Here is a 12,076-nt window from a genome sequence, read left to right as displayed (position 1 = left end):
CTGTTTCTTTTTCTGCTAAATAAGCAGTTTAAGCTGCTTAATATTATCTATCTCAATATGGGGTAAATAAGCCTTAGCTTGCTCAACTTTGCTCCTCCCAAAAGCGGGATTAAGCCACAGAGATTGGCACCCTGCTAACCTTGCGCCCACCACATCAGAGCTGTGACTGTCACCCACATGAAGTAACTGAACCGCAGGTATATTTAGCCTGTCTAAGGCTACGTTAAACATATCTGGTGCTGGCTTCATCCGCACACCGTTACCCGGAGAGAGAACAAAATCAAATAGAGAGCCCAACCCAATACGGGAAGCATCGACATTACCGTTAGTTATCCCAACAAGTCGATACTTTTGCTTTAAACCATGCAGTAGTTCTAGCACAGGTTGAGAGAGAGTAAAGTCTGAGCGATATTGTAAAAAACATTGAAGCCCTTCGAGTCCACCAGCTTCGGCCTCTTTCACAGAATAGCCTAACTGACGCAAACCAAGCGTCAACACAGACACCCTTGCTAAGCCTGTATCATGACAAAGTTCAGGTCGCTCTTTTTGCAATTTTCGCTTTAGGGCAAACCAGTCCTCTCTCTCAAACTGGCTTGTGCGTGGATATTTATGATGTAAAAAGTGAGCTAATTCAGCCTCAGCTTTCTCAATAATGGGGGAGTTATCATAAAGGGTATCATCGAGATCAAAACTGATCGCGCTTATCTCTTCAGGCTTAATGTAGCAACGGATCATTCACTCTTATCCTTCTTAGCTTTTGCCGCTCTTGGATGAGCACCGTCATACACCTTTGCCAGATGTTGAAAATCAAGACTAGTATAGATCTGAGTCGTCGAGAGGTTCGCATGTCCCAACAACTCCTGAACCGCACGCAGATCGGCGCTAGACTCAAGCATATGCGTCGCAAAAGAGTGTCTTAACTTATGCGGGTGCACTCGCATATTTAAAGCTTGCTCCTGGCCCCATTTAGACAAACGAGCCTGAATACTTCTATGGGCTAGGCGAGTTCCTTTATTGGTGATAAACAGCGCATCGTGTTCGCAAGGTATCAAGCGTCGGCACGCTAACCACTTATCTATCGCGCTTATAGCCATCTTGCCTATGGGTAAAATTCGCTCCTTTCCCCCTTTACCTAGCACCTTCACCAGACGCTCAGAAAATTGAATATCTGAGATATTCAAAGCCGCCAACTCCGCTAAACGCAAACCTGATGAGTAAAACAGCTCCATAATCGCCTTATCTCTCAGACTCAAAGGATCATCACCATCTATCTCAAGTAGATGGCTCACTGAATCTGGATCCATATTTTTAGGCAGAGGCTTGTTTTGCTTTGGCGCACTAAGGTTTATCGCTGGATTGGTCTGTATAACGCCTTCGCGAAGTAGAAACTCACAAAACTGTTTAACAGCCGAAAGGGTAAGCGAAAGTGAGCGAGGACTGAGACCCCTTCGGTGTAGCTGACTCATGGCACTTTGGATCTGCTCTCGAGAAACACTTAGCCAAGATGTTGAGTCATCAAGCAGTTGGTCAACACGATTTAACTCAAAAAGATAGTTACGAACAGTATGCTTAGACAACTGACGCTCAGCGCTAAGGTAGCTTTCGAAGTGCTGGAACCAATTAACTTCCATAGAACTCCTCAGACGATAACTTAAAGTTTAGGCAGTAGATGATCTAACAGTTGTTTAAGCTGATCCAGTAACAAGTTGTCCATCTCTGGGTGAAAATGCATCGCATCTTGACTGGCAATAGCAAAAATCACCTGACCACACTCTTCAGAAAGTCGAGATAGGGCAACGGATCCCACTTCACTGCCAAATAACCGCTTTGACTCACTCATTGTCAGTCTGCCGAAGTAATAACCCTGATTCAGGCGCTTACTCCATATCTGCGATAACTCGCTATCGATATCATGCACAGTGATAAGTCGAACATGGCTAAAGTGAAACTGTGTTTTTAACCCTTCAGATAACACCTGCCTAAGCTCGCCTAAATCTTCACACTTGAGCAATTTAAGTGATAACGCGGTATTAAACATATAGATCATCTCATTGCGTGAAGCCATTCCCAACAGAGAGGTGATCTCCTCCTCAAGTTGCTGAACTCGATTGCGGAACATCTCCTGCTTGCGTTCGATTAACGAGATGGCACCACGCTCTGCGTGAGGGATCTGCATCGCCAGTAAAAGCTCTGGATAGCGATTAAAAAAATCAGGATTATCCAGCAGAAACTCTCGGATTAAGAGTTCATCGAAAGGGGCTGGAGTCTTCTCTTTTGAAGCTTTGGTCATTGAGGTATCTGTCCATCATATACATGTTCGGCAGGCCCAGTCATCCACAAAGGATTCCCCTCACCTTCCCAGTTAATCGTCAGTGTACCACCGGGAAGATCAACACGAACCATTTTATTCAATTTCCCCTGCAACTGGCCAACAGCCGCAGCAGCGCAAGCTCCAGTGCCACAAGCGAGAGTTTCAGCCGCGCCGCGCTCATAGACTCTTAGCTTGATATGCCCGGCATCAATGACCTGCATAAAGCCAACGTTAACGCCCTTAGGAAAACGCTCATTTTGGGTTAAAAGAGCACCGATGCGCTCGACTTCAGCATGTTCGATATCCTCGACTTCCAAGACACAATGAGGATTTCCCATCGATATTGCACCACACAAGAAGGTCTCCATCGCGTGGGAACTACTGGTCTGAAGCAGGTAAGTTTTCTCAACTCGTTTCGCATTAAAGGGGATCTTGCTTGGATCCAATACAGGCACGCCCATATTGACCGTCACATTACCATCGCGCTCTAATCGTAAGGTGATCTTACCGTTTGAGGTGCTCACCTTAATCTTATGCTTGTTGGTTAGTCCTTTATTTCGAACAAACCGGGCAAAACAGCGAGCGCCATTGCCACACTGCTCAACCTCTCCACCGTCGGCGTTAAAGATACGATAGTGAAAATCGAGATCGGGATCGTAGGGAGGCTCTACCAAAAGCAGTTGATCGAAACCTACGCCAAAATTTCTATCAGCCAGACGTTTGATCTGTTCAGGCGAAAAAAATACATTCTGCGTAACACCATCAACCACCATAAAATCATTGCCTAAGCCATGCATCTTAGCGAAATGAATCAAAGTCTACATCCTTAAAATAGGAGCGTGCTGCACACAGATATGCAGCACAAACTAAAGTCTTATAGCTACAGTCTACGGCAGTAACTGCTCACCTTGCCAGAGTTGTGACAACTTTTCTCGTTGGCGAATCAAATGAGCCTGCTCACCATCAACCATCACCTCGGCAGCTCTAGGGCGGGAATTATAGTTCGAAGACATTGTAAAGCCATAGGCGCCCGATGAACGAACAGCCAGATAATCTTGTGGCTCGAGGCACAGCTCCCTCTCTTTACCTAAGAAATCACCTGTCTCACAAACTGGTCCAACGATGTCATAATTACGGCTCTCTCCCTCACGCGGCACAACAGGGATTATCTTCTGCCAAGCACTGTAGAGTGAAGGACGAATAAGATCGTTCATCGCACCATCGACCAAGGCAAAATGCTTATCGCTATTACCTTTAAGGTAAAGCACTTGAGTCACAAAAATACCTGCGTTTGCTGCAATCGCACGACCTGGTTCAAAAATCAATTTGAGCTTTCTATCACCTAAGCGTTCAACCAAAGCACTGGCATAAACATCGGGTTGAGGTGGTGTTTCATCATCATAAGTGACACCTAATCCCCCGCCAACATCAAAATGCTCAATAATGATATCTTGCTCTGCAAGACGATCGATAAGCGCCAAAATACGATCCATAGCATCGAGAAAAGGTTTAATTTCAGTTAACTGTGAACCGATATGGCAGTCAACACCTTTGACCTGTAAACCAGGTAAGGCGTGGGCACGAGCAAATATTGCCTCAGCATCATCCATGGCGATACCAAACTTATTCTCTTTTAGTCCAGTCGATATGTAGGGATGAGTACCAGCATCAACATCAGGATTTACACGTAGTGAAACTGGTGCAATTTTACCTAATTTCAGTGCAACAAGATTAAGCTGTTCAAGTTCGGCAGCGGATTCAACATTAAAACAATGTATCCCTAAATTCAGTGCCATCTCCATCTCTTCAACAGTTTTTCCGACACCGGAGAAAACCACCTTTTTAGGGTCGCCCCCCGCCTCAATGACGCGAGAGAGCTCACCACCAGAGACGATATCAAATCCACTACCCAAACGCGCCAGTACATTGAGTACGGCAATGTTTGAGTTTGCTTTGACTGCATAACAGATAAGGTGAGGATGATTAGCCACAGCGCTGTCGAACGCATGCCAATGACGTTCTAACGTCGCGCGAGAATAGATGTAAAGTGGGGTACCGTATGTGCGGGCAAGCTCTGCAACCTGACAATCTTCAGCTAGCAGCTCACCATTTTTATAGAGAAAATGATCCAAACCTTTATTCCTTAATACTTTGTTTCTTCGGCTGTTCCTGTTCTTGCTTTTGGTTATCTTGTTTGTCTGGCGATTTATACAGCGGCCCTTTCTGACCACAAGCAACAATAAAGAGGCTGGTAAGCAATATCAGTGAACACAGTTTCATTTTTCTCAACATCTATCTATCCGATTATTTGTATATCCAATGTTTCATGCCAAAGGGTATTAAAAGCACTTACTCTTCACCCCACTCAGTCTACCGATGTTGCAGAGTTAGGCTTTCAACGTCAAGCACATATAGTGCTAATACATACTATTCCTATTAATTACTGTCGAAACCATAATAAAGATGAATTAAATATGAGTTATAAGCGGACAAACGGTAAAAATGATTGGAGCACAAGCCTCTCATTGATAGAATCGCTAAATAGATAATTCGCTAGACTCAGCAAGGATCAACCCCCTATGGCAATGACAGATACAGAGTTTCATCAGTTAGCCGATGAGATGTTTCAGGCAATTGATAATGCGATTGAAATCGCAATTGATGAGCAAGATGCAGATGTCGATATCGATGCATCTGGCAATGTGCTACAACTCACTTTTGAAGACACCTCTAAAATTGTGATTAATAAGCAGGAGCCTCTACATCAGATCTGGGTTGCAACCAAATTTGGCGGTTACCATTTCTCATTTGTTGAGGGAAAATGGATAGATGAGCGAAACGGCGGTGAATTCATGCCGTTTGTAATAGACTCCATTTTGAAACAAGGTGATATTCAGCTTTCTCTGTAAGTGCTGAAAGAAAAAAGAGGCTTCAGTAAGCCTCTTTTAAAACTCAAAATCGACCTCATCAACAGAGATCCCAAAGGGCAGTGCTCTTAACCTTCCATCCACGCGGATCAAGCGGAAAAACTGCGGTAAATTAAATCTCTGCTGCGAGGCTTTAAACTCCTCAAATGCATGATGGTGGCTCACTTTACTCACCAACTCATCAATGTCGATACCTGATTGCTGATAATGATCTAACTCATTGCTCTCATTAAGAATGAACACATCCAACTCCTGCTCATTTTGCCTCAAAAAATATTGAATTGCTCCCCGAGCGGCAAAATCCTGAATCACTTCAGGTACCTTACTAAAAGGCTCATTCCCCAAATCTGGTCTTGGTAATTCCAGCAGCTTTTTCTTCGTTAGTTGCTGAAACAGGCCTTTAGTATCATTAAGGTTTTGATACACCATTCCTTTACTATTAAAGAAAAGTCCATACTCTATTCCACTAACTTTTAGCGGATAAACTAAAGTTGCCGAGCTCGACACTTGTAAACTCAAACGAATGGCTCGCTGCATTAGATTCCCTACAGTGCGCTCAAATTGTGACTTTAACTTAGTAGAGCAGCTGATCACCTCTATCGCGATATCACCCGCACCTCGTCTAATTCCAGCGGTAATAAAGCACAGTGCATCTAACAGACCAAACTCTCCCTCATAATGGTGACAGTGCCACTCTCCCCATGAGTTCAAGCAGATTATATCTATCGATTCCAACATGTTTTTCTGCTCCCGCCCCAGAGAGAAAATATTGGCATTCATATAGTCCACCATGATCTCTTGTCCCTGCCAGAGGCCAGTAGGGTCATGGTTAAAATTCAGTAAGAAGACCAACTTTTTATAGCGCCAAGGCTGACAAAAATCCATCTTAGAGACCCTAAGGTCTGCATGTTCAAAGAATGTCACCAAGCGCTTAGAAGCTTTAGACAAACTAGAGGACTTACGCTTTCCTTCACTAAACTCATACCAAGCGGTCGCATCATTTGCGACTCCGTTTAGACAGGCCCAGGCCATCAATTTAGCTTTACTTTTTGAGCGATAAACCGCTCGCTGACCGATAAAATTTCTTGGGGCAGGCTTACAACGATAAAGACAGTACTCCTGAGAGTTTTTGCTATAGATAATGGTGAGATCAGCCTCACATACTGAGTCACTCCACAGGCGATTTAAACTAATAATTTGCTGAATATCTGAGCTGAAGTAGGTATGAAGTTTACGGGTAAGCAAGCCTAACTCTGATAACTTTAAGCTCTTACTCAGTTTCTGGGTCGAGGCAAACTGCAGCAAGGTTTGATAACTACCTAACATCAGCTCATTTAACTGTTCATTAAACCACTGCAACTGGCCACAATGCCAATCTTCACAATGATCTAATGTCTGCAGCAAGCTGTTTGACCATTTCCAATTCTCAACTAACATACTCAGCTTGTGATAGCGCCAATCTTTAGCTTGGTTTTTCTCACTTAAACGTAAACCGCATTTAAGGTAAAAACAGCGCCTGACAATATCTAATCGGCGAAGATCATCTTGTGCTAGTAGATAACTCTCTATCGATTCATAAAGCAAAAAATAAGCATCATTTTCCGCTGAGAAATCACCCTCCATCGTTCTCTGCCACACTTTGCCACTGACTAAGCAAGTATTTGGGTATTGGCTCGCATAAGCCTCTAATAACAATACCTTTAACAGGGCTTTATGAGGTTTATTCAAGCCTTTATATAGCTGCCAAAGGGAAGCACCAAAATACTCACTGGCGGGGATTTGACTGACATCACCTAGAAAAAGTAGCTCTTCAGAACGTTTTGCATCAGGCCACCAAGCCACCGTTTTTCCAGCCAAACAGATCTGACTACGGTAGAACTCTTCTAGCAGTAACCAATGTTGGGCACTACCACTGTGCTCCAAACCAATTGAAGTTTGAAACTCTTCATCAGAATCCGAAGACTTAATAAACTGCTCAGGGTGAACCAGATAGATATTAACCTCAAGACCATACTGCTCAAACCACTGACTTATCAGTGCTGATTTTTCCTCGAGCAAACGACACTCATTAGGACTAAGTAGCCTGTCATGCACTAACCAAAGATCCACATCACTTTTTGGGTTTTGGCCAAAGCTGGCCATGCTTCCCATGCTATATATCCCCTCAATTGCAGGGTGATTAACAAGATGAAGATTAGGTGGAACCAAGCCTAAAGTGCTGCAGGCGGAATACTCACTTTCACTCGCTTGATAGTTAAATATTCCCGAGGGTGTTAGCGGACCGTTGTAACCAGGATAACCCACTCGATGAAAATGAAACAGCAGTGGAATAAGGCGTAACAGATCCCGTTTTAGCGGGGATAAGATGGCAAGCGCACGAGCCAACCGGATTCGATTCAATCTCTGGGCGGTTTCAACAAAGTGGCTTTGATCGTTAACCATATTCAACAAATCGAATAGCTTCTTGCAGGTTAAGATGGGAGCGTAATATTATCATGTTTTGCACTAACAGTGGAATAAATGAGACCAAGATCACACTTTCGTCTTCTGCTCACCACCTCTTCACCTTTATCATGGCTTGGTTATTAAAGTACCAGCTTCGTTTATTTGGAGTTTTATCAAGTAAAAAATAGTTAATTACTTCTTGATATTTGGGCTAACTTCAAAGAATCAAACGCCATATGTTACATCTGCTGTCGAGCAATGTTAGCATTGCTGCAATTAAGGCCTCTGATGGAATATCGAGCATGTCCCAAAACGTCATTCGTATCGCTACACGTAAAAGCCCGCTTGCACTATGGCAAGCTGAATTTGTAAAAGCTGAACTTGAAAAGTTTCACCCAGATCTCACGGTAGAACTTCTGCCTATGAGCACTAAAGGTGACATTATCCTTGATACACCTTTAGCAAAAGTTGGTGGTAAAGGTCTGTTTGTTAAAGAGTTAGAAGTTGCAATGCTTGAAAATAGAGCCGATATTGCCGTTCACTCTATGAAAGATGTACCAGTAGATTTCCCTGAAGGTCTTGGTCTAGAGATCATCTGTGAGCGTGAAGATCCTCGTGATGCATTCGTCTCTAACAACTACAAGAGCATCAGTGAGCTTCCAAAAGGTGCTGTTGTTGGTACATCTAGCCTACGTCGTCAATGCCAAATCAGAGCAGCGCGTCCAGACCTTCAGATCCGCGATCTACGCGGAAACGTGGGGACTCGTTTAGGTAAACTAGATGCTGGAACCTATGATGCCATCATTCTAGCAGCTGCAGGTCTTAAAAGACTTAAGCTCGAAGAGCGCATCACTAGCTTTATTTCAGCTGAAGAGTCGCTGCCAGCGAATGGTCAAGGTGCTGTTGGTATTGAGTGCCGCACAGATGATGAGCGTGTAAAAGCGCTATTAGCACCCCTTGAGCATGCAGAAACACGTTTTCGCGTGATCGCAGAGCGCGCCATGAATACGCACCTTGAAGGTGGTTGCCAGGTTCCAATTGGAGCCTACGCAGAGATAGTTGATGATACGCTAACCCTTCGCGGTTTGGTCGGTAACCCAGATGGTACTCAGATCATTGCATCAACCAAAGTAGGGCCTAAAACCGATGCAAAAGCATTGGGGATCTCCCTTGCCGAAGAGCTCTTAAGCAAAGGTGCTAAAACCATTCTCGATGCTGTTTACATTAAGTAGTCACAGTCGATGAAACTATTACTGACGCGGCCAAAAGGCCGCAATCAGTCGATGTCAGAGGCCCTAACTCAACTTGGGGTCCCTTACATCATTACGCCTTTACTGGAAGTTCAGGCAAGTAAAACTCACCAAGACCAAGATGCTATTGCTCATTTTAATGCCGCCGATATCATCATCTTTATCAGCACCAATGCCGTTGAGTTCTCTTCACAAGTTATTGAGCTAAAAAAACACAAGACAGCTCAATTTTATGCCGTAGGTGACGCCACTTTCCAAGCTTTAAAGGCATTAGGCATAGACGCATTTGCAGCACCATCTGATTGCCAGCAAACCGAAGGTTTATTGACCCTTGCCGATCTACAAGAGCTTACCGGTCAAAATATCATGATTGTCAGAGGAGTTGGTGGGCGAGAAACATTGGCTGAGAAACTGACCCAACGTGGAGCAAAGGTTAATTACTGGGAAACATACCAAAGAGCTTGCCCAGCCATTAATGAACGTACTCCCTATCTATGGCACGATGAAAAAGTTGATACGATTATCATCACCAGTGGAGAAATTCTCCATAGCCTAATCAAACTTGTACCAAAAGAGTTATTTGCTTGGCTGCGTGCATGTCATATTATAGTCCCTAGCTCCCGAGTTAAGGAGCAAGCTTTAGCTTATGGACTCGAACACGTTACCAACGCCAAAGCTGCAAATAGTAAGGCCATGCTTTCCGCCCTAGGCTTATCCATTTAGCCCGACAAGGCCTTATACTCACATTATTGTAGCGGTATGCCCTCAAGGACTGTTTAATGGACAACAAAGAATTAGATGAAAACTTGCAAGAGCCTAAGAGAGAGATTGTCTCAGAAGAGAAGGCTCAAGCTTTAAACATATCCAAGAGCACAGATGAGACATCATCACCCACTCCCCAATCAGATAGTCGCAGTTCAGGCGTCTCTTGGGGGTTTCTGTTTAACTTAGTTCTAATCTTACTATTAACCTTTGTGACCTTAGGTGGCGGCTACTATCTGCACCAAGAGCTTACTAAGCAGACTGACAGAGCACAGAATCTAGCTCAAGAGTTAAGGCTTGCACTTAAAGAGCCTTCCAACCAGATATCCAGACTTGACCAAGAGCAACGTCAAGCACAAGCTCAACTCAGCCAAGAGTTAGAAAACCTTAACGCCACCCAGTTAAAACTTAACGATCGCGTGGCTAAACTGGCTCAAAGAAATCCAAATCACTGGATGGCAGAGGAAGCAAAATACCTAGTTAGAATGGCTGGCAGCAAATTATGGTTAGAAAAAGATCCCAGCACAGCGGTCAGCTTACTGAAGGCTGCCGATCAAAGAATAGAATCGATGAAAGACCCATCCCTAACGCCATTGAGAAAAGCGTTAGCTCAGGATATTGCGCAAGTCTCCGTCATTAAAAGTACTGATATCGCAGGTACAGTATTGATGTTAGATAGCATGATTGAAAATCTGGACAAGCTACCACTCAACCGAGCCGATTTAATCAATGCAGCAAACATGGTCGATAATAGCAAGATGACTGAATCGATCGATGACTGGCAGAGTAACTTGGCCAAGTCATGGCAAGCCCTGATGGACGACTTTGTTGTGGTACGCAAACGAACCACAGATGTTACCCCCCTATTAAAGCCTGATGAGCAGTGGTATCTAGTCGAAAATATTAGAAATAAACTACTTCAATCTCAACTTGCACTTTACCGTCAAGATGAGGTCAACTATCGTCAGTCACTGACTTTGGCTAGGAAGTGGATCTACCAATATTTCGATCTGAAGAACACTCAAACTGAGGAGGCATTAGCCGCATTAGATGCACTAAGCACCCTTGAGATTCAAACACCTAAGATCCAACAGTTTTCATCAACCCCACTTCTTCAGCAGCTTGTTATCCATGGTAATTTGATGATATCTGAGGAGCCTTCACTATGATCCGAGTGCTTGCTTACCTAGCTATTATCTTAATCGGCCTATGTATAAGTCCATTTTTCGATGGTATGAACGGCTATCTTTATGTCGCATTTTGGGACTATGAAGTCGAGATGGGTGTCGTCACGGCAATCGTCGGGTTAATTCTGTTTTACTGCATTCTACAGGTGGTAGAGTGGTGTTTAGTTTTTCTTCTTAACCTAATCTTAAGCAGCCGTTTACTGCCTGAAAAGTGGCGTAGAAAAGCCGCGAGAAAACACACGCTCGTTGGCGCCTTGGCACTCGCTGAAGAGGATTGGCCTGTAGCAGAAAAAGCCATGGCTAAAGGTGCTGAAAAAGGTGAGCTCCCCGCATTGAACCTACTCGCAGCAGCAAGGGCTGCGCAACACCAAAATGATTCAACCTCTCGTGATAATTACCTGAATGAAGCAGAGAAAGAGCCAATAGCAGTTAATGCTGTCACCACGACACGTACTCGCTACCTGCTTCAGCAAGGTGATTTAATCAGTGCACGTGAGCAGCTAGATAAACTCTCTCCGTCGAGTAAGAGCAAACTTCCAGTGCTGCGCCTCGCCATCGAGCTGTATCAAGCCCAGTCAGACTTTAATGCCCTTAAACTGCTGCTACCAATCATAAAAAAACGCCAATTACTGAGTGATTCAGCATTTGCAGAGTTAACTATGTCAACCAATCGCTCTCTACTCCTCAGTGCTACAGAGGTTAGCGAACAGGAGTTAGAGAAAGTCTGGCATTGGCTTAGTCGGGCTGAGCGAAAAGAGATGAGTTATCTCACCCTCTATTGTATTGGATTAAACCGATACGATAGAAAGCCTGAAGCGTTAAAACTACTTATGAAACATCTTAAGAGTTCTCCTTCAACTGAATTATTAACTGGTCTAGGAGAGATCCTATTACCCACAGATCTTGATGAGAGAGAATTGATCTTTTCGATGGAAAAGAAGCATGCTGAAAATATCGATTTTCAGATCTTGTTAGCTAAACTTCATCAGCAAAATAGTGATCACCGTCGAGCGAAAGAGTACTGGCAAAAAGTTTGTCAGATACAACCCAGCAAGGCTCACTGGCTAGCTCTTGGTGAAGCTCAAGAGCATTTAGGTGAGCAGAACCCAGCGATATTAAGCTATAGAAACGCCATCAAAGCTGATTAATTTTTATATCCATTTTTAATAAGAAAACTAGTATCAAGCTAGTTTT

The 12,076-nt window shown here is 43.9% G+C and carries 12 protein-coding genes; 5 read left to right on the top strand and 7 right to left on the bottom strand.

The window, feature by feature from the left end:
* Nucleotides 1-15: 15 nt before the first annotated feature.
* The 6 genes from SWOO_RS02545 to lptM form a co-directional block, all read right to left on the bottom strand.
* The gene (locus SWOO_RS02545) at nucleotides 16-732 is read right to left on the bottom strand and encodes an HAD-IA family hydrolase (RefSeq protein WP_041417904.1); all 717 of its coding nucleotides are present in this window, start codon (nucleotides 730-732) and stop codon (nucleotides 16-18) included.
* Nucleotides 732-1,631: a tyrosine recombinase XerC gene (gene xerC, locus SWOO_RS02540; protein ID WP_012323136.1), complete on the bottom strand. Its 900-nt coding sequence runs from the start codon at nucleotides 1,629-1,631 to the stop codon at nucleotides 732-734. The genes SWOO_RS02545 and xerC overlap by 1 nt, the downstream gene beginning before the upstream one ends.
* 20 nt (nucleotides 1,632-1,651) lie before the next feature.
* Nucleotides 1,652-2,290, bottom strand: coding sequence for a DUF484 family protein (locus SWOO_RS02535; RefSeq protein ID WP_012323135.1), 639 nt, complete (start codon nucleotides 2,288-2,290; stop codon nucleotides 1,652-1,654).
* Nucleotides 2,287-3,126 carry a diaminopimelate epimerase gene (gene dapF, locus SWOO_RS02530; protein ID WP_012323134.1) on the bottom strand — a complete coding sequence of 280 codons (840 nt, stop codon included), beginning with the start codon at nucleotides 3,124-3,126 and terminating at the stop codon, nucleotides 2,287-2,289. The genes SWOO_RS02535 and dapF overlap by 4 nt, the downstream gene beginning before the upstream one ends.
* A gap of 72 nt (nucleotides 3,127-3,198) precedes the next feature.
* The gene (gene lysA / locus SWOO_RS02525) at nucleotides 3,199-4,443 is read right to left on the bottom strand and encodes a diaminopimelate decarboxylase (RefSeq protein ID WP_012323133.1); all 1,245 of its coding nucleotides are present in this window, start codon (nucleotides 4,441-4,443) and stop codon (nucleotides 3,199-3,201) included.
* A 4-nt stretch (nucleotides 4,444-4,447) separates the two neighbouring features.
* Entirely contained in the window at nucleotides 4,448-4,591 is a 144-nt protein-coding gene (lptM, locus tag SWOO_RS25765) for an LPS translocon maturation chaperone LptM (protein WP_229377372.1), read from the bottom strand.
* A 299-nt stretch (nucleotides 4,592-4,890) separates the two neighbouring features.
* Here lptM and cyaY point away from each other — a divergent pair, with 299 nt between their 5' ends.
* On the top strand, nucleotides 4,891-5,220 hold the full coding sequence (cyaY, locus tag SWOO_RS02520) for an iron donor protein CyaY (protein WP_012323132.1): 330 nt from the start codon (nucleotides 4,891-4,893) through the stop codon (nucleotides 5,218-5,220).
* 36 nt (nucleotides 5,221-5,256) lie between these two features.
* Here cyaY and SWOO_RS02515 read toward each other — a convergent pair whose 3' ends face one another.
* The gene (locus SWOO_RS02515; protein WP_012323131.1) at nucleotides 5,257-7,680 is read right to left on the bottom strand and encodes a class I adenylate cyclase; all 2,424 of its coding nucleotides are present in this window, start codon (nucleotides 7,678-7,680) and stop codon (nucleotides 5,257-5,259) included.
* A gap of 305 nt (nucleotides 7,681-7,985) precedes the next feature.
* Here SWOO_RS02515 and hemC point away from each other — a divergent pair, with 305 nt between their 5' ends.
* Genes hemC through SWOO_RS02495 form a run of 4 tightly spaced genes read left to right on the top strand, consistent with a single transcriptional unit; the run spans nucleotide 7,986 to nucleotide 12,030 of the window.
* On the top strand, nucleotides 7,986-8,915 hold the full coding sequence (gene hemC, locus SWOO_RS02510) for a hydroxymethylbilane synthase (protein WP_012323130.1): 930 nt from the start codon (nucleotides 7,986-7,988) through the stop codon (nucleotides 8,913-8,915).
* A gap of 9 nt (nucleotides 8,916-8,924) precedes the next feature.
* Complete coding sequence (locus SWOO_RS02505) at nucleotides 8,925-9,656, top strand: uroporphyrinogen-III synthase (RefSeq protein ID WP_012323129.1); 732 nt, start codon at nucleotides 8,925-8,927, stop codon at nucleotides 9,654-9,656.
* Between the two features lie 56 nt (nucleotides 9,657-9,712).
* A complete protein-coding gene (locus tag SWOO_RS02500; protein WP_012323128.1) occupies nucleotides 9,713-10,864 on the top strand; it encodes a uroporphyrinogen-III C-methyltransferase in 1,152 nt (383 codons plus the stop codon).
* Nucleotides 10,861-12,030 (top strand): heme biosynthesis HemY N-terminal domain-containing protein, encoded by a 1,170-nt coding sequence (locus SWOO_RS02495; RefSeq protein WP_012323127.1) that lies wholly within the window; start codon nucleotides 10,861-10,863, stop codon nucleotides 12,028-12,030. The genes SWOO_RS02500 and SWOO_RS02495 overlap by 4 nt, the downstream gene beginning before the upstream one ends.
* Nucleotides 12,031-12,076 lie beyond the last annotated feature (46 nt).

Origin of the sequence: Shewanella woodyi ATCC 51908 (assembly GCF_000019525.1) — a bacterium.
GTDB lineage: Bacteria > Pseudomonadota > Gammaproteobacteria > Enterobacterales > Shewanellaceae > Shewanella > Shewanella woodyi.
The sequence above is the reverse complement of the archived record's forward strand: the minus strand, read 5'-3'. Positions and strand labels throughout refer to the sequence as shown.

Bases quoted from the DNA above. Each gene is read 5' to 3' on its own strand.
- SWOO_RS02505 (WP_012323129.1), top strand. From the start codon at position 8,925: ATGAAACTATTACTGACGCGGCCAAAAGGCCGCAATCAGTCGATGTCA.
- SWOO_RS02515 (WP_012323131.1), bottom strand. From the start codon at position 7,680: ATGGTTAACGATCAAAGCCACTTTGTTGAAACCGCCCAGAGATTGAAT.
- lptM (WP_229377372.1), bottom strand. From the start codon at position 4,591: ATGAAACTGTGTTCACTGATATTGCTTACCAGCCTCTTTATTGTTGCT.
- xerC (WP_012323136.1), bottom strand. From the start codon at position 1,631: ATGGAAGTTAATTGGTTCCAGCACTTCGAAAGCTACCTTAGCGCTGAG.
- SWOO_RS02500 (WP_012323128.1), top strand. From the start codon at position 9,713: ATGGACAACAAAGAATTAGATGAAAACTTGCAAGAGCCTAAGAGAGAG.
- SWOO_RS02495 (WP_012323127.1), top strand. From the start codon at position 10,861: ATGATCCGAGTGCTTGCTTACCTAGCTATTATCTTAATCGGCCTATGT.
- SWOO_RS02535 (WP_012323135.1), bottom strand. From the start codon at position 2,290: ATGACCAAAGCTTCAAAAGAGAAGACTCCAGCCCCTTTCGATGAACTC.
- cyaY (WP_012323132.1), top strand. From the start codon at position 4,891: ATGGCAATGACAGATACAGAGTTTCATCAGTTAGCCGATGAGATGTTT.
- hemC (WP_012323130.1), top strand. From the start codon at position 7,986: ATGTCCCAAAACGTCATTCGTATCGCTACACGTAAAAGCCCGCTTGCA.